This window comes from Halolamina pelagica (genome assembly GCF_900115675.1).
Taxonomy (GTDB): domain Archaea; phylum Halobacteriota; class Halobacteria; order Halobacteriales; family Haloferacaceae; genus Halolamina; species Halolamina pelagica.
On the sequence record NZ_FOXI01000006.1, the window covers coordinates 90,776 to 115,728 of the forward strand.

General features: G+C 68.4%; 29 protein-coding genes and 2 tRNA genes. 11 read left to right on the forward strand and 20 right to left on the reverse strand.

The window, feature by feature from the left end:
* Positions 1–23: 23 nt before the first annotated feature.
* The 4 genes from BMZ83_RS09865 to BMZ83_RS09880 form a co-directional block, all read right to left on the reverse strand.
* The gene (locus tag BMZ83_RS09865; RefSeq protein ID WP_074878152.1) at positions 24–1,451 is read right to left on the reverse strand and encodes an NCS2 family permease; all 1,428 of its coding nucleotides are present in this window, start codon (positions 1,449–1,451) and stop codon (positions 24–26) included.
* 153 nt (positions 1,452–1,604) lie between these two features.
* Complete coding sequence (locus tag BMZ83_RS09870) at positions 1,605–2,324, reverse strand: phosphoribosyltransferase family protein (protein ID WP_074878157.1); 720 nt, start codon at positions 2,322–2,324, stop codon at positions 1,605–1,607.
* Positions 2,325–2,415: 91 nt separating this feature from the next.
* Positions 2,416–2,934, reverse strand: a complete 519-nt coding sequence (gene pyrE / locus BMZ83_RS09875) for an orotate phosphoribosyltransferase (protein ID WP_074878159.1) — start codon at positions 2,932–2,934, stop codon at positions 2,416–2,418.
* A 46-nt stretch (positions 2,935–2,980) separates the two neighbouring features.
* On the reverse strand, positions 2,981–3,520 hold the full coding sequence (locus tag BMZ83_RS09880) for a CDP-2,3-bis-(O-geranylgeranyl)-sn-glycerol synthase (RefSeq protein WP_074878161.1): 540 nt from the start codon (positions 3,518–3,520) through the stop codon (positions 2,981–2,983).
* A 210-nt stretch (positions 3,521–3,730) separates the two neighbouring features.
* On the opposite strand from BMZ83_RS09880, the gene BMZ83_RS09885 reads away from it, so the two are divergent.
* On the forward strand, positions 3,731–4,123 hold the full coding sequence (locus tag BMZ83_RS09885) for a prefoldin subunit beta (RefSeq protein WP_174955847.1): 393 nt from the start codon (positions 3,731–3,733) through the stop codon (positions 4,121–4,123).
* Positions 4,124–4,366 (forward strand): DUF3194 domain-containing protein, encoded by a 243-nt coding sequence (locus BMZ83_RS09890; protein WP_074878163.1) that lies wholly within the window; start codon positions 4,124–4,126, stop codon positions 4,364–4,366. It abuts the gene before it with no gap.
* 119 nt (positions 4,367–4,485) lie between these two features.
* Here BMZ83_RS09890 and BMZ83_RS09895 read toward each other — a convergent pair whose 3' ends face one another.
* The 3 genes from BMZ83_RS09895 to BMZ83_RS09905 all read right to left on the reverse strand — a co-directional run bounded on the left by BMZ83_RS09895 (position 4,486) and on the right by BMZ83_RS09905 (position 7,678).
* Entirely contained in the window at positions 4,486–6,390 is a 1,905-nt protein-coding gene (locus tag BMZ83_RS09895) for a DUF2070 family protein (protein ID WP_074878165.1), read from the reverse strand.
* 69 nt (positions 6,391–6,459) lie between these two features.
* Entirely contained in the window at positions 6,460–7,014 is a 555-nt protein-coding gene (locus BMZ83_RS09900; protein WP_074878167.1) for a GMP synthase subunit A, read from the reverse strand.
* Positions 7,015–7,096: 82 nt separating this feature from the next.
* On the reverse strand, positions 7,097–7,678 hold the full coding sequence (locus tag BMZ83_RS09905) for a DUF7097 family protein (RefSeq protein ID WP_074878170.1): 582 nt from the start codon (positions 7,676–7,678) through the stop codon (positions 7,097–7,099).
* 73 nt (positions 7,679–7,751) lie between these two features.
* Here BMZ83_RS09905 and BMZ83_RS09910 point away from each other — a divergent pair, with 73 nt between their 5' ends.
* Together BMZ83_RS09910 and BMZ83_RS09915 are read left to right on the forward strand one after the other, a co-directional pair.
* Positions 7,752–8,126: a DUF192 domain-containing protein gene (locus BMZ83_RS09910; RefSeq protein ID WP_074878172.1), complete on the forward strand. Its 375-nt coding sequence runs from the start codon at positions 7,752–7,754 to the stop codon at positions 8,124–8,126.
* 89 nt (positions 8,127–8,215) lie between these two features.
* On the forward strand, positions 8,216–8,722 hold the full coding sequence (locus BMZ83_RS09915; RefSeq protein ID WP_074878174.1) for a universal stress protein: 507 nt from the start codon (positions 8,216–8,218) through the stop codon (positions 8,720–8,722).
* 58 nt (positions 8,723–8,780) lie between these two features.
* On the opposite strand, the gene BMZ83_RS09920 is transcribed toward BMZ83_RS09915, so the two are convergent.
* The 8 genes from BMZ83_RS09920 to cmk all read right to left on the reverse strand — a co-directional run bounded on the left by BMZ83_RS09920 (position 8,781) and on the right by cmk (position 14,374).
* A complete protein-coding gene (locus BMZ83_RS09920) occupies positions 8,781–9,581 on the reverse strand; it encodes a hypothetical protein (protein ID WP_074878176.1) in 801 nt (266 codons plus the stop codon).
* Between the two features lie 75 nt (positions 9,582–9,656).
* A complete protein-coding gene (locus BMZ83_RS09925; protein ID WP_074878179.1) occupies positions 9,657–10,052 on the reverse strand; it encodes a type IV pilin in 396 nt (131 codons plus the stop codon).
* 4 nt (positions 10,053–10,056) lie between these two features.
* Complete coding sequence (locus tag BMZ83_RS09930; protein WP_394327197.1) at positions 10,057–10,404, reverse strand: type IV pilin; 348 nt, start codon at positions 10,402–10,404, stop codon at positions 10,057–10,059.
* Between the two features lie 82 nt (positions 10,405–10,486).
* Positions 10,487–10,951, reverse strand: a complete 465-nt coding sequence (locus tag BMZ83_RS09935) for a type IV pilin (protein WP_074878181.1) — start codon at positions 10,949–10,951, stop codon at positions 10,487–10,489.
* A gap of 594 nt (positions 10,952–11,545) precedes the next feature.
* Positions 11,546–11,616 (reverse strand) — tRNA-Pro (locus BMZ83_RS09940).
* 102 nt (positions 11,617–11,718) lie between these two features.
* The gene (locus tag BMZ83_RS09945; protein WP_074878183.1) at positions 11,719–12,792 is read right to left on the reverse strand and encodes a succinylglutamate desuccinylase/aspartoacylase family protein; all 1,074 of its coding nucleotides are present in this window, start codon (positions 12,790–12,792) and stop codon (positions 11,719–11,721) included.
* A 59-nt stretch (positions 12,793–12,851) separates the two neighbouring features.
* The gene (locus BMZ83_RS09950; RefSeq protein ID WP_074878185.1) at positions 12,852–13,793 is read right to left on the reverse strand and encodes an RNA-guided pseudouridylation complex pseudouridine synthase subunit Cbf5; all 942 of its coding nucleotides are present in this window, start codon (positions 13,791–13,793) and stop codon (positions 12,852–12,854) included.
* Between the two features lie 2 nt (positions 13,794–13,795).
* Entirely contained in the window at positions 13,796–14,374 is a 579-nt protein-coding gene (gene cmk / locus BMZ83_RS09955) for a (d)CMP kinase (protein WP_074878187.1), read from the reverse strand.
* A 110-nt stretch (positions 14,375–14,484) separates the two neighbouring features.
* Between cmk and BMZ83_RS09960 the strand changes: the two genes are divergently transcribed.
* From BMZ83_RS09960 to BMZ83_RS09975, 4 genes are read left to right on the forward strand one after another with little or no spacing between them, the layout of a single operon-like run.
* A complete protein-coding gene (locus BMZ83_RS09960) occupies positions 14,485–15,198 on the forward strand; it encodes a class I SAM-dependent methyltransferase (protein ID WP_074878190.1) in 714 nt (237 codons plus the stop codon).
* A 55-nt stretch (positions 15,199–15,253) separates the two neighbouring features.
* Positions 15,254–16,492, forward strand: coding sequence for a molybdopterin molybdotransferase MoeA (locus tag BMZ83_RS09965; RefSeq protein ID WP_074878192.1), 1,239 nt, complete (start codon positions 15,254–15,256; stop codon positions 16,490–16,492).
* Entirely contained in the window at positions 16,489–18,393 is a 1,905-nt protein-coding gene (locus BMZ83_RS09970; protein WP_074878194.1) for a molybdopterin biosynthesis protein, read from the forward strand. Before BMZ83_RS09965 ends, BMZ83_RS09970 begins: the two co-directional genes overlap by 4 nt.
* Positions 18,393–19,034 (forward strand): SGNH/GDSL hydrolase family protein, encoded by a 642-nt coding sequence (locus BMZ83_RS09975; RefSeq protein WP_074878196.1) that lies wholly within the window; start codon positions 18,393–18,395, stop codon positions 19,032–19,034. Before BMZ83_RS09970 ends, BMZ83_RS09975 begins: the two co-directional genes overlap by 1 nt.
* On the opposite strand, the gene BMZ83_RS09980 is transcribed toward BMZ83_RS09975, so the two are convergent.
* From BMZ83_RS09980 to BMZ83_RS10000, 5 genes are all read right to left on the reverse strand, one after another.
* Positions 19,031–19,678, reverse strand: a complete 648-nt coding sequence (locus BMZ83_RS09980) for an HAD family hydrolase (protein WP_074878198.1) — start codon at positions 19,676–19,678, stop codon at positions 19,031–19,033. The genes BMZ83_RS09975 and BMZ83_RS09980 overlap by 4 nt on opposite strands.
* A 93-nt stretch (positions 19,679–19,771) precedes the next feature.
* Positions 19,772–20,167 (reverse strand): LWR-salt protein, encoded by a 396-nt coding sequence (lwrS, locus tag BMZ83_RS09985; RefSeq protein WP_074878200.1) that lies wholly within the window; start codon positions 20,165–20,167, stop codon positions 19,772–19,774.
* Positions 20,168–20,192: 25 nt separating this feature from the next.
* On the reverse strand, positions 20,193–20,468 hold the full coding sequence (locus tag BMZ83_RS09990) for a 4a-hydroxytetrahydrobiopterin dehydratase (protein WP_074878202.1): 276 nt from the start codon (positions 20,466–20,468) through the stop codon (positions 20,193–20,195).
* A 44-nt stretch (positions 20,469–20,512) separates the two neighbouring features.
* On the reverse strand, positions 20,513–21,778 hold the full coding sequence (hemA, locus tag BMZ83_RS09995; protein ID WP_245748692.1) for a glutamyl-tRNA reductase: 1,266 nt from the start codon (positions 21,776–21,778) through the stop codon (positions 20,513–20,515).
* A gap of 102 nt (positions 21,779–21,880) precedes the next feature.
* A complete protein-coding gene (locus tag BMZ83_RS10000) occupies positions 21,881–22,279 on the reverse strand; it encodes a DUF5778 family protein (RefSeq protein WP_074878206.1) in 399 nt (132 codons plus the stop codon).
* A 137-nt stretch (positions 22,280–22,416) separates the two neighbouring features.
* Between BMZ83_RS10000 and BMZ83_RS10005 the strand changes: the two genes are divergently transcribed.
* The 3 genes from BMZ83_RS10005 (at position 22,417) to BMZ83_RS16310 (ending at position 24,921) form a co-directional block, all read left to right on the forward strand.
* Entirely contained in the window at positions 22,417–23,019 is a 603-nt protein-coding gene (locus tag BMZ83_RS10005; protein WP_074878208.1) for an FxsA family protein, read from the forward strand.
* A gap of 83 nt (positions 23,020–23,102) precedes the next feature.
* A tRNA-Ile gene (locus BMZ83_RS10010) sits at positions 23,103–23,176 on the forward strand.
* 341 nt (positions 23,177–23,517) lie between these two features.
* Complete coding sequence (locus BMZ83_RS16310) at positions 23,518–24,921, forward strand: hypothetical protein (protein ID WP_143076925.1); 1,404 nt, start codon at positions 23,518–23,520, stop codon at positions 24,919–24,921.
* Positions 24,922–24,953: the final 32 nt, after the last annotated feature.

Sequence of the window (24,953 nt, forward strand, 5' to 3'; positions counted from 1 at the left end):
GAAGGTGTTGCGGTCGCGGGCGACTACATCACGCCGCTGGTCCGCACCGCGAAGTAGACCACGAACGCGCCCGCGAGGATCCACTGGCCGACGTGGATGTCGTCCAACTCGCCCGCGGCGAGTTTCACGACCGGGTAGGAGACGATGCCGGCGGCGATCCCGTAGGCGATCGAGAACGTGAAGGGCATCACCATGATCGTCATCCCCGCCGGGATCGCGTAGGTGAGGTCGTCCCACGCGACCTCGACGGCGTTACCGAGCATCACGACGCCGATGACTACCAGCGCGATGTGGGAGGCGTACTCCGGGATCGCGGCCGCAAGCGGGACGAACAGAAGCGAGAGCAGGAACAGGCCGGCGACGGTCAGCGCCGTCAGGCCGGTGCGGCCGCCCTCCTCGACGCCGGTCGCGGACTCGATGTACGTCGTCACCGTCGAGGTGCCGAGCATCCCGCCGACGGTGGTGCCGACCGCGTCGGCCATCAGCGGCTTGTCGATGTCCGGGAGGTTCCCTTCATCGTCGAGAAAGCCCGCGGACTGGCCGACGCCGACCAGCGTGCCGGCGGTGTCGAAGAAGTCGACGAAGAAGAACGTGAACACGATCAGCGCGAACGTGAACGCGTCGACGTTCGCGAACCCCTCGAGGAACGCGCCCGCCAGCGGCCGGATGTCGTAGGCCGCGAGGCTGTAGGTCGTCGTCGACCCGGTGAGGAAGATGTTCGTCGCGATGGCGGCGCCGCCGGGCACGTTCTCGGGGTTGTACGCGGTGTAGCCGAGCGCCGCGGCGACGTAGCCGGCGACGGTCGTCCCGAGGATGCCGATGACGATCGAACCGCGGATCCCGCGGGCGTACAGCCCGAACGTGAACAGCAGGCCGGCGACCGAGATCAGCGCGACCGGGTCGTTCGCGACCACCGGCGAGAGCGTCAGGAACGTCGCCGGATCGCTCGCGACGACCCGCATCGACTCGAAGCCGATCAGCGCGAGGAACAGGCCGATCCCGGAGCCGACAGCGAGTTTGACCGGTTCGGGGAAGAGCCGGATCACGTACTCCCGCGCGCCGACGGCGGTGAGCGCGATGAAGATGATCCCCTCGACGACCACGGCCGCGAGCGCGGTCTGCCAGGGGACGCCCATCCCGAGGACGACCGTGAACGCGAAGAAGGCGTTCAGCCCGAGCCCCGGCGCCTGCGCGAACGGCCGGTTGGCGTACAGCGCCATCACCAGCGTCGCGGTCGCCGCGGAGATGATCGTGACCACGGCGAGCATCGCGACGAGGCGACCCTGCCCGACCCCCTCGATGTCGATCGCCGCCGCGAGGATCGCGGGGTTGACGACCACGATGTAGCTCATGGTCAAGAACGTGGTCAACCCCGCCAGGAGTTCGGTCCTGACGGTGGTGTCGTGGCTATCCAGGTCGAAGTAGTCGGCCAGCGTCTCTGTGAGACCCATCCGTATGGGTGCATATCGCGACGGTGGTGTACTTGAGGCTTTCCGTACGGTATGCACAAATACGCCCACACGTGCCGGTTGAGTGGCCGATCTACGGGCCTATTCGGAACGAGTATGCACGAAGGTGGGTTTCGAGGCGGCCGTCGAGCGACGCTACCGGTCGTCGAACGTCGTCAGCGCGCCGACGGGGGCGTCGGTGATCTGGCGGGCGCGGTCCATCCCCTCGTCGCCGACGGCGATGAGGGTGAACACGCCGCCGACGGTCGCGTCGGACTGGGCGACGATGTCGAGCAGGAGCTCCTGGGTCTCGCCCGAGCGGATCAGGTCGTCGACGACCAGCACCGTGTCGCCGGCGGAGACGGCGTCGGCGGGGAGGTAGTAGGTGAGCTCGATGCCGGAGGCGAGCCGCTGGCGGGACTCGACGAACTCCTCGACCGCGGTCTCCTTGCGCTTCTTGGCGTAGGCGATGTCGGCGTCGAAGTAGGAGGCCATCGCGGCGCCGAGCGTGATCCCGTCGGTCGCGGCGGTCAGCACCACGTCCGGGCGCTCGAACGCGAACGACTCGGCGGCGACGGGCGCGACGAGGTCCAGGAAGGACTGGTCGAACACGATCGCGCTGTTGTCGACGTACCCCTCGTCGTCGACGCTGACTCGGGACCGGAGCTCGTCGGCGAGTTCCTCGCGGCCGATGCTCTCGACGGTCTCGCGGGCGCGTTCGACGCCCGGGAGCACGTGGCCGTTGACGTAGCGGTTCAGGTCGCCCGCCGGCAGTCCGGTGAGTTCGGCGAGTTCGTCGTACGTTCGACTGCGCTTCAGCGTCCGCAACACGGCGACGGCCCGTAGCTGGAGGGCCGCCTTCTCTGCACGGTTCATGGACACCCTCACGGTTGCACAAGTATGAACACGTCGAAGCGCCGCGACGGGGGAAACGAACAGTGGGGTGCGTCGAACGACGGATCGGCAGCTACCGGTCGGCGAGCAGGTCCGAGGCGGTCACGAGCGCCTCCATCTCGACGCCGTGGTCCGCGAGGTTCTCGCGGCCGCCCTCCTCGCGGTCGACGACGAGCAGCGCGCGGTTCACTTCGGCACCCGCGTCACGGAGGGCCTCAACGGCGTCGACGGCGGACTGGCCGGTGGTCGCGATGTCCTCGACGACGACGACCTCCTCGCCCTCGTCGAGGCGGCCCTCGATGCGGTTGCCGGTGCCGTACTCCTTTGCCTGCTTGCGCGCGATGACGTAGGGCACGTCGGCGGTGATGCTCGTCGCCGAGGCGAGGGGGACGCCGCCCAGCGCGACGCCGCCGAGTTTCTCGCCGTCGAGTCGCTCGGCGAACGCCTCGGCGATCAGGCGGAGACAGCGCGGGTCGGTCTCGAACAGGTACTTGTCGACGTAGTAGTCGCTGGTGCCGCCGTGGGAGAGTTCGAACTCGCCGAACTGGACCGCGTCGGCGTCCCGGAGCGCCCGAATGAGCTCGTCGGTCATGGCTGTGGGTGGGCGTGGGGTCGGGAAAAACTGGTCGGTGCGGCGCTTACCACGGCTCGTCCTTCACGCCCAGCCAGTACGCGATCCCGTTGGTCGCGAGATGGAGCAGCGGCGTGACGACGACCACGACGGCGATGCGGGCGGGCGTGAACACCTGAAGCGTCCAGTCGGGCGCGAACAGGAGTGCGAGCAGCAGGGCGCCGACCACGAAGTCGAGTTGATCGAGCCCGGGGAAGGCGGCGCCGCGCTCGCGGCCGCTGCGGCGTTTGACGAACGAGGCGCCGATGTCGCCCAGCATCGCCCCGAGTGCGAGCCCCAGCCCCGCGTTGATCGGGAATCCGGGGAGCGTGATCCCCAGCGCGTCGCCGACCGCGGGCGCGGCGGCGTCGAGGACGAGCGCGAGCGCGACGCCGACGGCGGTACCGACCGCGGTGCCGCGCCAGGTCTTGCCGCCGCCGAGCAGGCGCGCGTCGCCGAGCGTACGGCCGCCGTCGATGGGGCGGCCGCCGCCGGCCAGCACGGCCGCGTTGTTCGGGACGTACGCCGGGAGCATCGCCCAGAGCGCGCCGGCGATGAGTTCGAGCATGGGCGGGTCGTCGGCGGGGGAGGCCGTAAGTTCCGTGGGTCTCCCCGGCAACAGTGAGTTGGGAGGTGAGTCCGCCCGGCAATGGAGAGGCGGGCGGGACCGAGCGAGGGACGAACGGCGAGGAACGCCAGCGGGGAGGGGTGTGCGGCATCGAAGCCGCGCCAGGGCTAAATACGGGCCTTTTTCAGGCCGAAGAACCTCCTTCGAGGTATGCAGGGTAGTCTGCCGCCCGAGGCACAAGAGAAGATCGAGGAGCTACAGGACCTTCAGGAGACAACCGAGCAGCTTGCGGCCCAGAAGACGCAGGCCGAGACCTCGCTCAACGAGGCCCAGACCGCCCTCGAGGCGCTGGACGACATCGACGAGGACACCACGATGTACCGAGAGATCGGCGAGCTCCTCGTCAACACGGACTACGAGAGCGCCAAGGCGGACCTCGAGGAGAAAGTCGACAGCCTCGAAGTTCGCGTCGACCAGCTCGAGAAGCGCGAGCAGAAGACCCAGGAGGAGTTCGAGGAGCTTCAGGAGGAGCTGCAGCAGCTCCTGCAGGGCGGCGAGGGCGGCGGTCCGATGGGCCCCGGCGGCCCCGGCGCCGGCGCGTAAATGAACGACGCGGAACCGACCGACGAGGAGGTCGTCGAAACCGCCAGCGCGGCCGCCGAAGGGCTCGTGCTGGATCGCTACAAGCAGTCTGAACTGACCGATCTGGACGTGACGGTCACGTTCGAGGACGGCGTACTCGAAGTCGACGTGTACGTCAACCCGCCCGACGACGCCGACGCCGACGAAGTCGCCGACGAGGCGGCCCGCGCGGCCCACGACGCCGTCGAGGAGCTTTTCGACTGAGCGCGGCACGCGCCGCCGCTCGCTACGCCCGCTAGCGTCCCGCTTTCTCCTCCAGTGAGCACCGTGCTCCCGCGGATCGACGGCGGTAGCGCGGCGTTGACGATAGCGCGGGATCGACCCTACGTCACGAAAAAGAGCAGCACGCTGATCGCGATCACCGCGAGGCTGACCGCGAGCGCGTACGCGCCGCCCAGCGAGACCACCGCGTTGGCGTGGGAGGCGAGCGTCTCGGTGCGGTCGTTGCCGAACACCGTCACCTCCGCGCGCTCGGTCGCCATCCCCGCCTCGACCGATTCGAGGTCCGCGCGGGCCCGGTCGACGAGGCCGGACACCGCGTCGATGAACTCGCCGTGGTCGATCTCGGCGCCGATCTGGTTGTCCGCCTCGACGGTGTTGACGATGTGGGTGTCGGTGGTCATCACCTCCGCCGCGTCGACGGTCTCGAGGAGCTCGTCGACGGTCCGGTTCCGGAGCCACGGCTCCATGTTGTTGCCGTCGGCCAGCACGTACGCGGTCTCCTGGCCGCCGACCTCGACGACGGCGGCCCGGATCCCCAGCGGCCCGATCCCCTCCTGGGGTTCCCACTCGGTCTCCTCCCACGCCGTCCCGAGCGACAGGGGCGCCTCGTCGGCGTCGCCGAGGCGGGTGCCCGCCGCCTCGGCGGCGTTGATCATGTCGAACGACCGGGGGCTGCCGGGGGTAACGTGGCCCAGGTCCGGCCCGTCGAGGCCGTTGTTGCAGTTGTGGGCGTCGACGAGCAACACGTCCTCGAGCCCGTTGGTCCGGGCGCCCTCCCGCGCCGTGAGGCCGACGCCGTACTCCACGTCGTCGGCGAATTCCGGGGAGAACGTGTTCACCAGCAGGCCGTCGCCGCCGAAGGCCTGCCCCAGCAGCTTCGCGTCGCCGGCCTGGACGCGGACGCTCCCGGTGGCGTCGTCGCCGTACTCGATCCGCTGGTGGGCGCGGTCGGCGGCGTCGATCAGCCGCTCGACCTCCCGCTCGGTGACGAGGTTGAAGTCGTGGCCGGCGGTGGCGTGGGGCGGGAACGCCAGCCCCTCGGCGGTCTCGGCGACGCGCTCGGGGAGGTTGCCGCCGCCGATCTCGCCCATGGGGCCGGGGTGGATCATCGGGAGCACGAACCGCGCCTTCTCGGCGCCGTCGTCGGTTCGGAACGCGAGCACCGTGACCGGGACGATCGCCTCCTCGCCCAGCTGTTCGAAGAAGTCCTCCAGCTCCCGGGTTCCCTCGGCGACGTGGCCGATGAACCCACGGAGGAAGTCGAGCATGGACACGCCCATCGAGCGGCGCCACGGCCGGTCGACCGCGACGAGGAACACCCAGACCGCGGCGGCGTAGATCACGCAGAGCACGCCCAGCAGGCCGAACTGTTGGGGCGAGAGCGTGCTCAGGACGCCGGGCGCCTCGGCCGACTCGTTCAGGTACGGCGTGAGATACGCCTGGAGCGCCGACCCGCCGTCCGCGAGATACCGGATCGTCCCGCTGTAGACGAACAGCAGGGCGGCCGCGACGGCGCTCTGGATGCTCGCGGGGAGGACCGCGACGGGCAGGGAGGTGCGCGAGACCGCCATCACCACCAGCAGGCGGAGCGCGAACACTGACGCCAGCGCGAACACCAGCGCGTCGAAGACGAACGTCTGGTCGAGCCACGAGACCAGGTACGCGAGCAGCGCGGCGACGCTCACGACGGCGACGATCACCACCTCACAGATCAAGGCGAGCAGCGACGCACGGTTGTAGGTGAGCCGCCCGCCCGTGTAGCGATCGACCCACGGCGTCGCGAACCCGGCGACGACGGTCGGGATGCCGATGAAGAAGATGCCCTCCCACGCGTCCTGGCCGAGGAAGAAGATGCCGCGGAACACCGCGTCCGCCTCGCCGCTGTCGAACGCGCCGATGCCCGCGACGGCGGCCACCAGCAGGGCGAAGGCGAGGCTGGTGTACCAGTTCGGGGCCCGGAAGATGAACCGCGAGAGCCCCGCGAGGTTGCTCTGGGACGCCGTCATCAGTACTGCGTGAAACCCGGACGGCCTAAAACCCGTGACTTCCGTCCGCGGGCGGGCGCCGTCGCCGCCTTACCACGACTCGCAGATCTCGCGGAACGCCTCGAACACCGCGTCGCCCTCGGCGGTGTGGGCGACCTCGGGGTGCCACTGGACGCCGTAGAGTCCGCGGTCGGGGTCGCTCATCGCCTCGATCTCGCACACGTCGCTCCGGGCCGTCCGGGCGAATCCCTCGGGCACCTCGTCGACCTCGTCGGCGTGGCTGGCCCACACCCGCGTCTCGGGGGCGAGGCCGCCGATCAGCGGGTCCTCGTCGTCGAGGATCTCCACCGTCACGTCGGCGTAGCCGCCGTACTCGCCGCTGTGAGTGCTGCCGCCCAGCTCCTCGGCGATGAACTGCATCCCGAGACAGATACCCAGCACGGGCACGTCCAGCTCCAGATACTCCGCACAACGGCCGACGCGGTCCATCGAGGGGCCGCCCGAGAGCACGACGCCGTCGGCGTCGATCTCTGCGGGGTCGGTGTCGTTGTCGAGGATCTCGGTGTCGACGCCGATGTCCCGGAGCGCGCGGCCCTCCAGGTGCGTGAACTGCCCGTGGTTGTCGATGACGACGATTCGGGTCATGGGCTGGGTTGGCCGACGAGGCCCAAAAACACCTCGGAACGGGGGCGAGATACCCACGTCCGTGCATCAGCGCCGGCGCGTCTCACTCCTCTCGACGCTCGCTGGCGGACTGAAAGCCCGTCTCGGACAGCTCCTCCCCCCGGCGCGTCTCCCGGACTGCGAGCGCCTCGGGGTCGGGGGTGGCGTCGTCGTCGACGCGGGCGAAGGAGCGGTGGACCTTCGTGTGGCACCATCGGCAGAGGCCGACCGTGATCTCGTGAGCTGGGTCGTCGTCGTCCGCGTCGCCGTCGTCGCCCGCCGGCCGACCGTCGCCGGCGGCCCCGTAGGAGAGGTGGTGCTCCTCGACCAGCGGGCGGGCGTCGGCGTCGTGGGCGAGCCGGACCTCCGCAAGGCCACAGCGCGCACACTCCTTCGCGTCGGTGGTCGAGCGGTAGTGGGGACAGCGCGACCAGTCCGGGTCCTCCCCCTCGACGGCCGCCGCCTCGGTCTCGGCGACGACGCAGGCGTAGTCGTCGGCGCGGCGGTCGGCCGCGAACTCGGGGTCCCGGCCCGCGTGTTCGAGCGCGTAACGACATCGGCCGTCGTCGGTGAGGTGGTCACAGCGCCCGGCGACCGCGTAGGGGTCGTCGACGCCGACCGGCGTCCCCTCGGGCGTCTCCTCCATACCCGGAGTGGGGCGCCCGCGCTCTTGAACGCTCGGGGGAACGCTTAGTAGGGCGGCGGCGGGAGCGGACGGCGTGCGACTCGTCCACCACCGCGACGGGGAGGCGCGAGCGCTCGAAGGCGGCGTCGCGACCGAGACGCTCGCCGACGACGTCGAGCGGGCCGACGGGCTGCTCTCGCAGGCCCGGGGGCTGATGTTCCGGCGGTCGATCCCCAAGGGGTACGCGCTGGTGTTCTCCTTCGACGAGCCGGCGACCCGGACGATCCACACGCTGTTCGTCCTCGCACCGATCGACGTGCTCTGGCTCGTCGACGACGAGGTGATCCGCGTCGAGCGCCTGCACCCGTTCCGCGGGCTGGCCCACGGGCTCGCGGACACGGTCGTCGAACTCCCCGCCGGCGCCGCCGAGGGCGTCGAGCCGGGCGATACAGTCCGACTCGAGGAGTGAGACTGGCAGGCCGGAACCGGCGTCGCGGCGGTCGTGACGGCCCCGTGGCCGATCGGATCGCTCTTCAGCGAACCGCCCGAAGTTCCGGTATGACCTTCGTCGTCCCGTTCGACGGTTCCGACCTCGCGGAGAGCGCGTTAGTGCGAGCGACGGCGTTCGACGCGGTGTTCGACGAGGGCGTCGTCGCCGTGACGGTCGTCCCGAACGGGAACATCGAGTACGCCCGCGCGGCCGGCTGGCTCGAGGAGGACGAGTCCTTCGACCTGTCGACGATCGTCGACCGGCTCGCCGACCGGGTGCACGAACTCGCACCCGACGCCCGGTTCCGGTACGAGACGGTCGGGCAGTACGCCTCGGCGGGCACGATCACCAAACACGTCCGGCAGATCGCCCGGGACGAGGACGCCTCGATGGTGGTGATCGGCAGCGAGAACGCCGGCCACCTGACGGTGTCGATCAGCAGCATCGGCGGCGGGATCGCGGCCGACGACGCCTACGACGTGCTGATCGTCCGGAGCCAGCAGCCCTCGAAGGTGGAGAAGGTGCAGGCGGCGTCGCCGGCCGCGAGCGAGTCGAAACCGGAGAACACGGAGTAGGTTCGGCGGGAGGGCGACCGCAGAAACGGATCGCGATGGAAACGGGTGGGGCGGACTCCTACGCCAACCCCAGTTCGCGGACCGCGTCGGCGGAGACGGTCACGCCGCTCCCGCTGGCGGTCGCCACCTTCCCGCTCACGTCCTCGATCAGCGCGGCCACGTCCGCGAAGTACCGCGACCCGCGATCGGACTGGATCCGTCGCGTCGCCTTCGCCGGGTACTCGATCGCCCGGCCGCGAACCAACAGCACTGCGAGGTCCATCCTGACGACCATCGGCGCCGCGTCGACCCAGTCGGGGAGCCCCCGCACCGAGCCGGCGTTCTTGTCGCCGACGGGCGCGCCGGCGACGACGAGCGCGCGACCGAGCCGCGTCCCGTGCCGTCCCGGCCGGATCTCGTCGCCCTGCCGGTCGCTCTCGCGCTCGACGTGCTGGGAGCCGACGCCGACGCGGGTGAGCGCGGTCTCGATGTCCCCCTCGCTCTCGGAGTCGTCCGGACTCCACGAGGGTACGTAGTTCCGCCCGTTGATCGCCCCGAACGCGTAGCCGCCGATGACGAGCTTCGCGAGCGCACGCACCGGAACGGTCCACACGTCGGCGTCCCAGCCCAATTCCCGAGCCACGTCGACGGCCCGGGCGGCGTCGGGCTTGCTGCCGTGGTCGACCCACGCCCGGACTTCGCCCCGCGAGATCCCCTCGAACTCGTTGCCCTGGTCGCCGTTGATCGCGCTCGCGACGCGCTGGGAGCCCCAGTCGGCGGGCTTCTCGGCGGCCTCGCGGTAGAGTCGGACCGCATCCCAGGGGTCCTTGCTGCGGTGCTTGTACGTCCGGGCGAGGGCTTCGGAGTCAACGAGGGGCATAGGTTGGTAGGTACTGATTGTTGCCAGTTACGCAGTCAAAATGGGTAGAAATCGCGGGACTGCGACCCGCGGTGGCTATAGATCGACTGTGGCTTCAGCGATGATCGAATCGGATGGCTCGTGAATGAGCCGGATCGTAGTCTCACCGCTGGCACCAGTGCTGATTATCGCAGACTCACCGACGTTGAATTCGTCAGTGATGCTCGTTTCTGCCTCGAAGTCACCGCTGTAGTCTCCTGCGATACGGAGGTCTTCAGCAGCGATGGCGTCGCCGCCGTTGTGCGAGACTTCGACGTCTCCCGCATTCCCTGTCGACGCGGCGTCGATGCTGATCTGGGCCTGTGGTGCCTGGTTGAGGCTGTCCCCAAGACCGAGGACGAACCCACCGATGACAGCCGCCAGAATGACGGTTATTGCAACCATCAGTATCACTCCGATGACCGGACTGACGGCCCGCTTATCGTCCTTCATTTTTTTATACCTCTGTCTCAAGGAGGATGGATTCACTCGGTTCGTGAACGATCGTAACTGTGGCTCCTCCTGACGGAGATTGATCGCTGGCGACTATCACCTCAGAATTACCGACAGTGAAGTCACCAGTCGTTGGAGCTGATGTTGTACCAGCGCTTGATTCAACGCGAATTTCGCCCCAACTGAGAGAGTCCCCGCCATTATGGTTGAGCACGATTTCGTCATTGCCGTCGCCGTCACTGTCGGTTAATTCGGCGTCAAGCTGCGCTTGTGGAGCCTGACTCAAGCTGTCGCCCAATCCGAGTACGAAGGTCCCGATCACAGCCGCTAGAATGACGGTTATTGCAACCATCAGTATCACTCCGATGACCGGGCTTACGCCGCGATTATCGTCGGATGTTAGGAAATATTTAATGTTCATCATTCACCAATATTTAGACGTCAACCTCAGTTTCGAGGAGGATTGACTGAGATGGATCGTGCACCACAGTTACTGTGTGCGGGTTTCCGCCGTCAGCCAAGTCATCACTGCTCCCATCATCGAGACCACCATCGCTAATCGTAAGCGTACCGCCAACGCTCAGTTCGTCGTTGCTGGACCAGCCACTAATGGATAGGGTTGTCACGTTAGTCCCGTCACTTTTCGCAACTCGAATCGTAATATCGCTTTGAGTGAGCGTATCTCCGCCGTTGTGATTAATGCTGATATCTGTGCTCCCACTGCTTGAACTGGCATCTAGCTGAGCCTGCGGTGCCTGCTCGAGACTGTCGCCCAGTCCAAGCACGAACGTCCCGATGACGGCTGCAAGAATCACGGTGATTGCAACCATCAGAATAACACCTATCACAGGTGATACGCCACGATCGTCGTCGAGTACTGCTTTGAGTTTCGCTTTCATTGTTTTCCTACGACCCGGTGGAAGGCACACATTACCACACGCGAGTGAGCCTGCCCGGCCGCGTCTAATCAGTCAAACTTAGGCAGAGGGTAAAAGAAGTAGGCCCTAATTATCACACGCGAAAACAGTTAGATTGTCGACAAGTGTCCGGGGGTCGACGGCAGGGATCACCGCCGACCCCTGCACCGAGTCGTAGGAAATACCCCATTACTGGGGCCACTGAATCATCGCACCCCCGGTGCTAAAACTCCGTCGGCGATGGCGGTATCGATCGGGGCACCGATCGCGAACATCCCGACCCGCGGTCCGAGCCCACGCTGCCCCGTGAGACCAACAGCTCCCCTGGTCACACGGCGCCAACGAGCTGTCCGTCCACGACGAGCGGAAGTTCCTGACCGCGGCGGCGCACGCGAGCCGCGTGCGGCGTCGACGACCTCGGGGGCGCCGATGTCGACGGGACGCCGACGCTGCCACGGAACGGGGTACCAGTTCCTCGCAGGACCGACGACAGAGGCTGTCCGAGTGCAGGAAAACGGAGTATGGGACCGCGGAGAATCCGCACGGCTGATTCTCTTGCTCCCACATCGAAGATGATGGGACCGCCGAGATTCGAACTCAGGTCCTACCGACCCCATCGGCAGAGGATACCACTACCCTACGGTCCCGTACCTTGAACAAACGCTGTCCGGCAGTTAAGCACTTCGTTTCGTCACCCCGCCGTCCCGGGACCACGGATCGAACAAACACCGACCGAGCGCGCCGACGGACTACTCCTCGGCGTCCCGCGGTGCGACCAGGGGACCCTCGTCGCGGGCCGCCATACTGAGCACCGCGTCGCCCTCGTACGCTGCCAGCCCCTCCTTCCGCCCGATGACGTAGCCGTCGTGGTCGCTCTCGACCGTGTCCAACTGCTCGCCCGTCGAACTCACGATGTCGGCGACGACCTCGCCGTCCTCGACCACGTCGCCGGCTTCGACGCGGTGGCGCACGAGCCCCGCCGTCTCGGTTCGCGGCCCGCGGAACCGCCGGACGGGGAAGTCGACCGGCGCGTCGAAGCTCCCGGGCTCCGCGACGGTCGCGGGCCACGCATCGAGCATCCCCATCTCGTCCATCACGCCGTAGGCCGCCGCGACGCCCGCCTCCCGAGTGGCTTCGGTGACGACGCTGTGGCCGCCGAGTTCGGTCGTGAACGCCGGGATCCCCGCCGCGTTGCAGACCGCGCCGGCGGTCGAGCGCTGGAGCGACTGCTCGATGTACTCCTCGGCGGGGTACTCCGTCAGCAGCGGGAGGCCGGTCGCCTCGATCAGCGCCTCCAGTCGCTCGGCGAGCTCCTCGGCCTCGTCCTCGGTCCGGCGCTCGCCGTAGAGCACGCGGTCCCGGATCACGAACGGGAAGGAGTTCACGCCCGCGGTGTGGTTGTCGATCAGCGCGTCGGCCGAGTCGACGATGGCGTCGTAGAGGCGCTCGTCGATGCGCTCCTGGACCTCGGCGGGCCGGGACGACTCGCTCTCGGGGTCGGGGAACTTCCGGTTCGGGTCGTCGTCGCCGTAGTAGGACTGCCGCGCGTTCCGGCGCAGGCCGGCGGGGTTGACGACCGGGACGGCGACGACGGCGCCGGCGATCCGCCCGGGTAGGTCCGCGCGCAGCACGTCCTGCGTGACCGCGACGCCGGTCGCCTCGTCGCCGTGGACGCCGCCGGTGATCCACAGCGTCGGGCCGTCTTCCTCTCCGTTGGCGACGACGACGGGGAGCTTCTCGGGGGTCCCGGTCGGGAGGTCGGTGAGTTCGAGGTGGCCGCGTGCCAGTTCGCCGGGGGCCGCGTTCGCGGTGCCGATATCCATACCCCAGGCTGTGTCGGGGTGGGGGAAGAAGCTACGGCCCGGGCGGGGGTTGCCGGGAGTCAGACGAGCACGCGCTCCAGCGACACGGCCTCGCCCGACTCGGCCGCCGGGTCGCCGACCAGTTTCCCGAGACAGACCGCGCTGCCGTCGGGCGTGTAGCACGCGAGCAGGTCGTCGTCGCCGGGATCGAGGCCCGCTGTGGCGTCGTCGACATCATCGGACTGCGTCCGATTGGCAGACTGGCTTCGCCAGTCGACCTCGACGATCCCCGGCGCGTAGACGGGTGCGCCCTCGGCCACCTCCCGGGCGGCGCTGCGGGCGATCGTGACCGCGGGCAGGTGCGCCATGGCGCGCTCGGCGGGCGAGACCACCTCGCGGAGGAACGCCTCGTGATCGTCCTCGCGCGCCCACGCGATCCCGTCCGCGAGATCCTGCAGGGTCACGAGGTCGGTGTCGTCGAACGGGTCGGTCGCGACGCGGCGGAGGGCGCCCATGTGCCCGCCGGTCCCGAGCGCCAGCCCGATGTCGTGACAGAGCTTCCGGATGTACGTGCCGCTCTCACAACGGATCCGCAGGAGCGCCTGCCGCTCGTCGAGTTCCAGCAGGTCGAGGTCGTAAATCTCCCGGGAGCGCAGGCGCCGGGCGACGGCGCTCTTCCGGGGCGGCTTCTGGTAGATCTCGGTCTCGAACTCCGCCAGCGTGGCTTCGGCGTCCGTCGGCGGGAACCCGTGGAGTTCGAGGACGGCGACGTACTCCTTCGCCCCTTCGAGGAAGACGGGCGCGAGCCGGGTCGCGTCGCCGAGCATCGTCGGCAGACAGCCCGTGACTTTCGGGTCGAGCGTGCCCGCGTGCGCGGCGCGGTCGACGCCCGCGAGGTCCCGGACCCACGCCGCCACCTGGTGGGCCGAGGGGCCGGCGGGCTTGTCGAGGTTGACGACGCCGAAGGAGAGGAGCGCCTCGACGGTGCGCTCGCCCGGCGGATCGCGGAGTGGGTCGGTCACGGTCAGAAGTCGTAGCGGACACCCTCGACGGGGTACTTGCCTTCGTCCTCTGCGGGGTCGTAGCGCTCGACGGCGGCGGTGAGCATGTCCGGTACCACGGCCTCCCCCCACCGTCCGGTGTTGATCGCGGCGTCGTAGATGCTCAGGTCGTGGATGTCGATGTCGTAGAGGTCGGCGTAGCGCTTGGCCTCGCTCTGCTCGCGGCGCTCCGTGACCGCACGGGCCTCCGCGACGGTCTTGTCCTCGCGGTCGGCGATGCGCTCGGCGCGCACGTCGAGCGGGGCGTCGAGCCAGAACCGCAGATCCGCGTGCTCGGCCGCGAGCCAGCCGGCGAGTCGGGACTCGAGCAGCACGTCCTCCCGGGTGGCGGCGATCGTGCGCAGGCGCCGGTCGAGGTCGCGGTCGATCTGGTCCTCCTCCTCGGCGAGTTCGTTGAACTCGACGGGGGTGTAGCCCCGCTCGTCGGCGAGTTCGCGGAAGATGTCGCCGCCGCTGATGTGTTCGAGGTCGAAACGCTCCGCGAGCAGTTCGGCGTTCGTGCTCTTCCCGCTGCCCGGCGGGCCGGAGACGGTGAGTAACATAGCCACTCTCGCGGGCAGAGGGGCAAAATCGTTGCCGTTCGCGGTCGACGCCGTGGGAGGGAGTCACGCTCTCCCGCCAGCGCTTTGGACCGCCGTCCCGAGCACCGCGCATGAACGTCCCCGATTCGGTCGCCACCGCCCTCGCCGACCGCGACGTGGCGGGCACGACCTGCCTCGAGGCCGGCGCCGGCGTGGGGAACGCCACCGCCGGCCTCCTCGACGCTGGCGTCGAGTTCGTCTACGCGATCACCGACCGCGCGGACCACGCCGAGGGCGTCCGCGAGCGCTTCCCGGACGACGACCGCGTGGAACTGATCGAGGCCGACCTGCGCGAGATCCCGCTGCCGGACGACGCGATCGACGCGGTCACCGCCCACGCGCTGTTCAACGTGCTCCCGAACGACGTCGCGGCGCCGATCGCCGCCGAACTCACCCGCGTCGCCGCGCCGGGCGCGACGCTGGTCGTCGACGACTACGACCCGATGCCGCCCGAGTCGCCCGTGCGGCAGCTGTTCGGCGTCGAGAACGCCGCCGCCGAGTTGGCGGGCGCACGACCGGCGCTGACGTTCTACCCCGCCGACGGCTTGCGACGCCTGTTCGGCGGGCACGGCTGGGACCACGACCGCACGCGGTCGATCCTGGAGCCGGTGCCGTGGACCGAGAGTCACCTCACGGCCCACACCGCGGAAGTTCGCGGGCACGCGGCGTCGCTGCCGGACGCGCTCGGAAAGCCGCTGGTCACCGAGGCCGAACGGCTGGCGAAGGCGACCGGGCACAGCGACGAGGGACGGATGTACAGCATCGCGATGACGCTGTCCGGGTAGCCGACCCGTGAGTGTGTAGCCTCCTTTTTCACCACGGGGGCGCTACCCCCCGCTAATGAGCACCGACCGGAAGCAGTCCGGCTTCAAGCAACGAACTCGGGTCGACGACGCACTGGCGGCGCTGCACGACGCCGTCGATCCCCACGGCCGCGTCGAACATCTGCCGCTCCAGGAGGCGGACGGGCGCACGCTGGCGACGACGCTCGAGGCGCCCGCGAACGTGCCGTCGGCCCCGGAGGCGGCGATGGACGGCTTCGCGGTCCGGGCGGGCGACAGCTTCGGCGCCTCCGACCGCTCGCCGGAAGTCCTGCGGGTCGTCGACGATGACCCGACCGAGGGCACCGTCGGCCCGAACCAGGCGCTCCGGGTCCACACCGGGAGCGCGCTCCCGGAGGGCGCCGACGCCGTGGTGAAGATCGAACAGGCCGAACCGATCGCCGACGAGGTCGAGGTCTTCGACGCCGTCGCCGAGGGCGAGAACGTCGCCCCCGCGGGCGAGGACGTGACGGAAGGCCAGCACCTCTACGATCCCGGCGCCGTGCTGCGCCCCTCCGACCTCGGCCTGCTGAAGTCGGTCGGCTTCACCGAGGTTCCGGTCTTCGAGAAGCCCGACGTGACGGTGATCCCGACCGGCGACGAACTGGTCCAGGAGAACCCCGGCCCCGGCGAGACCATCGAGACCAACGGCCTCACCGTCGCGCGGTTCGTCGATCGCTGGGGCGGCGAGCCGACCGAACTCGACCCGGTCGAGGACGACGAGGGCGCGCTGAAGGCGGCGATCCGCTCGGGGCTCGACGGCGACCTCGTCGTCACCTCCGGCGGGTCGTCGGTGGGGCAGCGCGACCTGCTGCCCGAGGTGCTCGAGGACCTCGGCGAGATCGTCGTCCACGGCGTCGCGCTCAAGCCCGGCCACCCGTTCGGGTTCGCGGTCTGTGAGGGGACGCCCGTGCTGATGCTGCCCGGCTACCCCGTCGCGACGATCGTCAACGCCGTGCAGTTCCTCCGCCCGGCGGTGAAGCGCGCGATGGACGCGCCGCTACCGCCCCATCCGACCACCGAGGCGAAACTGGAGCGGAAGATCGCCAGCGAACCCGGCGTCCGGACGTTCGCCCGCGTGACACTCGAAGCACGGGAGGACGACCCCCTGCCGGCGGCGGTTCCGACCCGGGTTTCGGGCTCGGGCGTGCTGTCGAGCGTCGCGCTCGCGGACGGCTGGGTCGTCGTCGACGAGGCCGCGGAGGGGATCGACGCGGGCGAGACCGTCGCGGTCCAGAACTGGGAGGCGAGCCGATGAGCGACCGCAAGGAGTTCCGCGACCTCACCGAGCCGGCGCAGGCCCACGAGGCCATCGCGTCGCTGGACCTGGCAGCCGACCCCGAGACCGTCCCGCTGGAGGAGGCCCGCGGCCGGATCCTCGCCGAGCGCGTCGACGCCGACCTCGACGTGCCGGGATTCGACCGGGCGTCGATGGACGGCTACGCGGTCCGGGCGAGCGACACCTTCGGTGCCGACGAGGCCGACCCCGCGGTGCTCGATCTCGCGGGCGCGGTCCACGCCGGCAGCGAGCCGGACGTGTTCGTCGCCGAGGGCGAGTGCGCCGAGATCTCGACGGGCGCGGTGATGCCCGACGGCGCCGACGCGGTCGTGATGGTCGAGCGGACCGACGAGGCCGCCGGCGAGGACGAGGCCATCGAGATCCGGACCTCGGTCGCGCCCGGGGACCACGTGATGCCCGCCGGCGCCGACATCGCCGCCGGCCAGCGCGCGCTGGGCCCCGGCACCGAACTCACGCCGCGCGAGATCGGCCTGCTCTCGGCGCTCGGGCGCGCCGAGGTCGAAGTCCGGGGCCAGCCGACGGTCGGGATCGTCTCGACCGGCGACGAACTGGTCCGACCCGGCGGGGACCTGAACAGCGACGCCGGCCAGATCTACGACGTGAACAGCTACACCATCGCGTCCGGCGTCGAGGAAGTGGGGGGGGAGGCGGAGCTCTACCCCCACGCCGGCGACGACATGGCGGCGATGGAGGAGGCACTGACGACCGCCGCCGAGGAGTGCGATCTGGTGCTCTCCTCGGGATCGACCTCCGCCTCCGCGGTCGACGTGGTGTACCAGGTCATCGAGGACCGCGGCGAACTCCTGCTCCACGGCGTCTCCGTGAAGCCGGGGAAACCGATGCTCGTCGGCCGCCTCGAGGACAGCGCCTACGTGGGCCTGCCGGGCTATCCGGTTTCGGCACTCACGATCTTCCGCACCTTCGTCGCGCCGGCGATCCGCCGGGCTGCGGGGGTGCCGGAACCCAGAACGGCGACCGTCGAGGGGACGCTCGCGACCGAGGAGCGCTACAGCGAGGGCCGCACCCGGCTGATGCCGGTCGGGCTCGTCGAGAACGAGGCCGGCGAGACGCTCGTCTACCCGGTCGACAAGGGCTCGGGCGCGACCACCAGCCTCGTCGAGGCCGACGGCGTCGTCGAGGTCGACGCCGACACCGAGTACCTCGCGGAGGGCGAACACGTCCGCGTGACGCTGTTCTCGCCGAGCGTCCGGACGCCGGCAGTCCTCGCGTTCGGCGAGGACGATCCGGCGTTCTCCCGCCTGCTGGATCGGCTCGGGTCGAGCCGGTTCCTCCCCGTCGGCTCCCGGGAGGGGCTGCGACGCCTGCGTGACGGCCTTCCGGACGCCGCCGTCGTCGCCGGCCCGGTCCGCCGGGAGGTCGAGGCGGTCGAACTCGGGGCGTGGGAGCGCGAGTGGGGGCTGATCGTGCCCGAGGGCAACCCCGCGGGGATCGACGGGTTCGGCACGCTGGTCGACGGCGACCTGCGGTTCGTCAACCTCGATACGGCGACCGGTCTCAGGGCCAGCGCCGACGCCGAACTGGAACGCCTCGCCGCGGCGCGTGACGCCGACGCCGCGGACCTGCAGGCCGCCATCGACGGCTACGAGTTCACGCTCAAGGCCCACGAGAGTCCCACGCGGCGCGTCCTCGCGGGCGACGCCGAGGCCGACACCGGCCTCGGCCTGCGCGCGACCGCCGAGAAGTTGGGACTCGGGTTCGTCCCGGTCGACACGCAGACCGTCCGGGTTCGGGCCAATCCCGCACGCGTCGGGAAACAGGGCGTCGAGGACCTGAAAGCCGCCCTCTCCGGCGTCGACGAGGTGCTGGCCGAACTGCCGGGGTTCACCGCCGCGGAGTGATGGCCCGGCGCCGGATCCTCGCGCTCGGCGACTCCTACACGATCGGCACGGGGGTCGACGCGGACGAGCGCTGGGTGTCGAAGCTCGCGGATCGACTGCGCGACGAGGGCGAACCGGTCGCCGACCCGGTCGTGATCGCCGAGAACGGCTGGACGACCGACGACTTGGACGAGGGTATCGACACAGCAGTCGCCGGCACGCGGTCGGCCGTCGACGGCGACGCGGGAGTGGCGGGCCCGTTCGACCTCGTGACCCTCCTGATCGGCGCGAACAACTGCTTCCAGGGCGAGCCACCCGCCGAGTTCGCGCCGAAGTTCCGCGCGATGCTGGATCGCGCGCTCGGCTTCGCCGCGGACCCCGACTCCGTGGTCGTGCTCACCGTCCCGGACTACACGCTCACCCCCGTCGGACGGGAGAACGACCCCGACGAGCACGCCGAGCGACTGGAACGGTACAACGAGATCGTCCGGAAGGAAGCGGGAGCGCGGGGGACGCGGCTCGTCGACGTGGTGCCGCCGTCGAGGGCGGTGGTGGATCGCCCCGACCTGATCGCCGGCGACGACCTCCACCCCGCGCCGGCCCAGCACGACCTGTTTCTGGATCGGATCGGTCCGGTCGCCCGCGAGGCGATAGGGGATTAGTTCCGGAGAACGCGGTCGTCGAGGTCGGTGAACCGCTCGACGCGGTGGTCCGCGAGGACGCACTGGCCGCGGCGCTCCGGCCCGTGGCGCTCGACGTGGACCGCGTCGAGGCCGGCGTTCCAGGCCGCGCCCACGTCGCTGGAGCCGTCGCCGGCCAACACGCCGTCGCCGGCGGGATCGACGCCGAGTCGATCCATCGTGTGGTGGACCGGCTCGGGGTCGGGCTTCCAACCCAGGTCGTCCGAGCAGGTGACGAACGCGTCGAACCGCGAGCGCAGGTCGAGGTGGTCGACGACGTGGTTCGCGAGGAAGGGCGCGCAGTGGGTGACGACGCCGACCGGGCGGCCCGCGCGATCGAGTTCGTCGAGCAGGGCGGCGGCGTCGTCGTGGACGAAGGTCGCCTCGGCGCGGGCCGCGGGGTCCTCGGCCTCGTGGAGGGCGGGCCAGAACGTCCCCGGGTCGAGCCCCATCGCCTGCAGTTTCTCGCTGCGGGGGCCGCCGAGGCCGTGCCAGAGGGTCTCCACCTCCTCGTGGGTGAACTCCCGGCCCAGCCGGTCGCCGACCGCCTCGAACACCCGGTGGCGGTAGCGGGGCTCCACGTCGACGACCGTGCCGTCGAGGTCGAGGAGCCAGAAGTCGTACATGGGGCGACAGCTAGCGGGTACGGGGGTAAGTGCTTTTCTGCCGCGGGCCCACGCGTCGTGAGCACGAGAATCGACCGCGTCGGTTCTCGGCGGTCAGACAGCCTCGGTCTCCACCACGTGCACCGACGAGCCGAGGTACTGGTGGACCACCTCGTCGACGCTCGCGGCGTTGAACCGCGAGAGGTCCGTCCCGATCTCGGTTCGGAGCGCCTCGAGGTACTCGTCGTCGGCCCGGAGTTCGGAGAACGACAGCGAGACCACCTCGACGCCGAGCCAGTCGCTCGCGGCCTCCCGCAGCGGCGCCTCGTCGCCGATATCGCCGTGCCAGAGCCGGTCGCGGAAGAACAGCCAGTCGATCCGCTCGGGGCCGGGTTCGACGCCCGGCACGGGCGCGAACAGCCGCAGCGTCGTCTCGAAGCGGTTCGGATCAAGCGCGGCACCGTCGCTCGGGACGCGGAACGCCGCCTCGAAGGTGTAGGCGGCCTTCATCGCCGGGGACGCGGGAGGGGAGCCATCAGTACTCGCCGTCGGTGTAGTCCGCCAGCCGGAGGTCCTTCTCGGTGACGTTGCCGACCTCGTGGGTGGTGAAGCGCACCTCCACCTCGTCGTAGCGCAGCGTGATCTCGGGGTGGTGGGCCTCCGCCTCGGCGAGGTCGGCCACGTCGTTCACGAACCGGACGGCGCTGCCGTAGCTGTCGAACTCGTAGGTCCGGATGATCTCGTCGCCGTCGAACCGCCAGTCCTCGGGGAGTTTGCGCTCGATCTCGTCGTCGTCGAGTGGGTCGGCCATACCCGGGTAGTCGGGTGGGAGGGAGGAAAAGGTTCGCCCGGCGACTACTCGCCCGCCGCCTCATCGGCCGCGTCGGCGGCGCCCTCGGCGTCGACGACGTCGACGGTGGGGTCGAACAGCTCCATGGCGGTCCGGATCGTGTTCCAGTCGTCCTCGCCGGCGGCCTCGCGGAGGCTCTCGGTCGGCGGCGCGAGCAGCTGGGAGACCAGCGAGTCCGCCAGCGCCTCGACGGTCTCGCGCTGGTCCTCGTTCAGGTCGCCCTGGGCCTCGAGTTTGGTGAGCGCGCGGTCGAGTTCGCGGCCCTTCATGCGCTCGGCGCCCTCGTACATCCCGCGGATCGCCTCGTCGGCGCGGGCGCGCTTGAGCGAGGAGAGCAGGCGGTCGTGCTCCTCCTCGATCATCGCCTCGACCTGCCGGGCGGCCGTGCGACGCTGTTCGTGGGCACGTTCCGTGACGCGCTCCAGGTCGTCGATGTCGTGGACGACGACGCCGTCGAGCTCGTCGGCCGCGGGGTCGATGTCCCGCGGCCGGGCGATGTCGACACAGACCGCGTCGGCGCCGTCGAGGTCGCCGGCGTCGAGCACCGGGTCGGGGGCACCGGTCGCGGCGACGACGACGGTCGCGTCCTGTGCGGCCGCGGGCGCGGCGGCGAGGCCGACCGCATCCGCGTCGACGCCCACGTCCTGGGCGACGTGTTCGGCGTTCGTGACCGTGCGGTTGGCGACGACGAGGCGGTCGACGCCCGCGCCGTCGAACGCGCGGGCCGCGAGCGTCCCCATCTCGCCGGCGCCGAGCACGAGCGCGGTCGCGTCCTCGAGTTCCGCCTCGCGGGCGGCGAGTTCGACCGCGGCCGACCCCATCGAGACGGTGCCCTCGTTGATCGCCGTCTCGGTGCGGGCCCGCTCGCCGACGTGGACCGCCTTCAGCAGCGCCTCCTCGAGGACGGGGCCGAGCGTGCCGTCCTCGCGGGCGCGCTCCATCACGTCTTTCACCTGCCCGATGATCTGGTCCTCGCCGAGCACCAGCGACTCCAGGCCGCTCGCGACCCGCATCAGGTGACGGATCGCTCCCTCGTGGTCGTACTGCGTGACCGCGCCCTCGCGGACCTCGGGGGCGAAGTCGGCCAGCGCGTCCCGGCCGTCGGCGTCGTCGTCGGTCACGACGTACGCCTCCGCGCGGTTACAGGTCGCGAGGACGACGCTCTCGTCGACGCCGGGGCGGGCTGCGAGTCGCTGGGCGGCCGCGCTGGGGTCCGCCGGCGCAGCCGACTCCACCTCCTCGACGGTCGCGAGCGTGTGGGAGACGCTCACGCCAGTGATCACTCCGGTCACGGGTCTCTCTCAGCGGTGATAACCGTGGTACTGGGTAAAAGGTTCCGGATACGGCGAAGGGGTGAGCCGAACGGGTTCGGCTCAGGGGACGGTCGTGACCTGTGCGACGTGATCGAGCGCTTCGAGTTCGTCGGCGAGGCCCGACTGATCGACGCCGACCTCGTAGTAGAACACCAGATCGAACGTGCCCTCGCGGAGGAGCTGCTGGCACTCCCAGACGAACTCGTCGTCCGCGACGGTCTTGCCCTGGAACTGGTTGGAGGCGAACTCCTCGCTGTCGTTGCCGGCGTAGATGTAGCTCTCACCTTTCTGTGCGTACTCGGCGATCACGTCGTTGATCGCCACCGTGAGTTCGTGCATCTCCAGGTCCTCCTCGCCCGCGAGGTCGGTGTGGACGATGCTGCCTTCCAGTTCGATCTCACCCGGTTCGAGCAGGCGCTTGGCCCGCCTGTAGAGTTCGTCGTCGACGGCGTCGGCCATGTGAGCACTCCGAGCGGCGAGGGTTTACCGGTGGCGGTTCGTGCGCGGCCACGTGACGACCGGCAGCCGTGTGGCGGCGCCGGCCGCGCCGGCGAACACGCGAAAGGGCTATCCGGCCGCCGCGGGAACTGTGGGTGATGCGACTCCGGTACGTGATCCCGGCGCTCCTGCTGATCCCTCTGGCAGACGCGCTGCTGCTGGTCGTCGTCGCCGACTACCTCGGCTGGCAGGCCACGGTGCTGCTGGTGGTGCTGACCGGCCTGATCGGGATGCTGCTCGTGCGCGCCGAGGGGCGCCACACGCTGGCCCGGATCCAGGAGAAAGCCGCCCGCGGGGAGGCGCCGACGGACGAACTCTTGGACGGGGCGCTGTTGATCGCCGCGGGCGCGTTCCTCCTCACGCCCGGCGTCGTCACCGACGCGCTGGGGTTCCTGCTCACCATCCCGCCGACGCGCTACCCGATCCGGATGCTGCTGAAGCGGTTCGTGGTGATCCCCAAACTGGACGAACAGACGAACGGGTTCGTCACCGGCGGCGTTTGGACGAGCGGGTTCCCGAACGACGGCGACGCCGGCGGGAGCCCGTTCCAGGAGGACGGCGACGGCGGCCCGTTCGCCGGCGGGAACGCCGGCCCGTTCGACGGGGCGGCGAACGACCCGTTCGGGGACGGCGACGAGGACGGCGACGACGTGTACGACGTCGGCGCCGACGAGTACCGGACGAAAGACGACGAGGAGTGAGGCCAGAACCGGCCGCGGGCGCCGCGGTCGGCGAAGAGAAAGCCTTAACAGATACGCCGGCCAACGACTGAATGCGCTCACCTGGGCCAATAGCTCAGTTAGGTTGAGCGCTCGGCTGATAACCGGGAGGTCCGCGGTTCAAATCCGCGTTGGCCCATATCCCAATGCGGTCGGCATTTAGCCGTCGCGTGTTGGGGGCTGACTCCTCCCCAGCCACCTAACTTCGTTCCTACTTACCCTGAGAGAAACGTCCATTTTCGGTTAGCTTCGACCGCACCTCTCCCGCCCCTTATCGGTGTCCACCAGTTAGATTTGCTGATTGGTCGTTTCAGGGCGAAAATACTAATCTTGTTGAAACCCATTAGTTCGGTACCCCAGTACTGAAATAGCCGGTGAGTGGGATTGCTTTCTAACCGCTCTTGGGTTTTTGTTCAGCTACTGTAGTGTTTGTACTTCCAACAGTTCCTTCAGGCTTGGATAGGAATGGTCGATTAACGAATGAGGCGCCGACGTTTCCTCCGTCACGGGGTCATTGCCGGAGTCACCGTCTCCATCGCCGGCTGTAACACAAAGACGGGTACGCCAGACGGCGAGTCGGATACATCGACGCCCGGGGCTGACGAAACACCGGAGGACACCGCTACATCTGCAGAACAGACACCTTCGGAAGGTGAACAGCAGCCCAGCGAAGATTCCGAACCAGCGGCACGGTACTTTTTCGAGGACGAAACCGGGGCACTCGGCCACCTCGCAGACGACGAAGTACCCCAAAACTACGACCACAGCATAACCAACTCTGCTACAGAGTCCGAATACCGGGAGATGCAGAGAAACGACCGCCAGTACCCGGAAGGACTGGAAGACGGACAGTTGACGATGACCGTCGACGAAATGATCTCCCGCGCCGAAGAGATCTACAACAACCCCGAAGAAAACATAGACACATTAGGATACGAAGACCTGAACTTCGCTGAGGAAGACGACGAAATAGTATTCACCCGGGCATTGATCAAAGCATCACAGGAAGCAGGAGTGGCCAGCTCGGGACTGGCAAATATTGTCGTAGCAAACATCGCAGAAGACGCCGTCGACCAGATCCAACCCGGCTTCACTGATTTCAAACTATCAACTCTACCAGCAACTGAACCGATAGCACCCGGAAGACAGGGACACAGCGGAGGCGTAAGAGAGAATGACTTCAATCAGAGCTTCGGGAACTCCGGCTTTAGACATATGGCTGCCCTGCTCCAGTACGAGAAAGATGGAGAAACAGAACTCAAATACGCCGAACAAACTAACTCAGTAAACGTAAATACATTTAGAAGAGTAATCAGGGATCCAGAGTTCTCGCTCTACCGCTCAAGCCTAGAACAAGATACTGTAGACAATGCAAGAGACTCAGAGCCTGGAGACGAGGGAACAATGTTCCCAGAACACTACGTCACAGCACTCGACTACACCAAAGCAAGAGAGCTAGAGAGTTCCGATGATAACATTCTTGGGTTCGGAGAAAACAAAAGCGGAACTCTTCTAGCTGTTGGAGATGAAATAGATGCAGTTTTGATGCAACTAGTAGATGATATGGGCGTCACAGGATACAATAATAACGAAGACCTAGATCTTGAGAGTGCTAGACCTGATTGGGGAGGTACAGTAGTATCAGATGAATTTGGGGAAAGCCTAGAAGGGTATATCACTAGCCCAACTAATAAGGAAAGACAATATCTAGAAAATATAGGAAGAGGACTATTCCAAATTAGAAACCAAGTGGGTATGAATGCCTCAATTGCGCTAACTGGTACGTTAGAAGATCCTGAAATTCTGCCTACAGATCAAGAGACAGTGAATGCAGTAAGACAGGATCAAGCATACGATCAGGTTCGAAAAAGAGTCCTCGCGTAGCGGTTAGTAGTTCACCTGTACTTACCGACTGA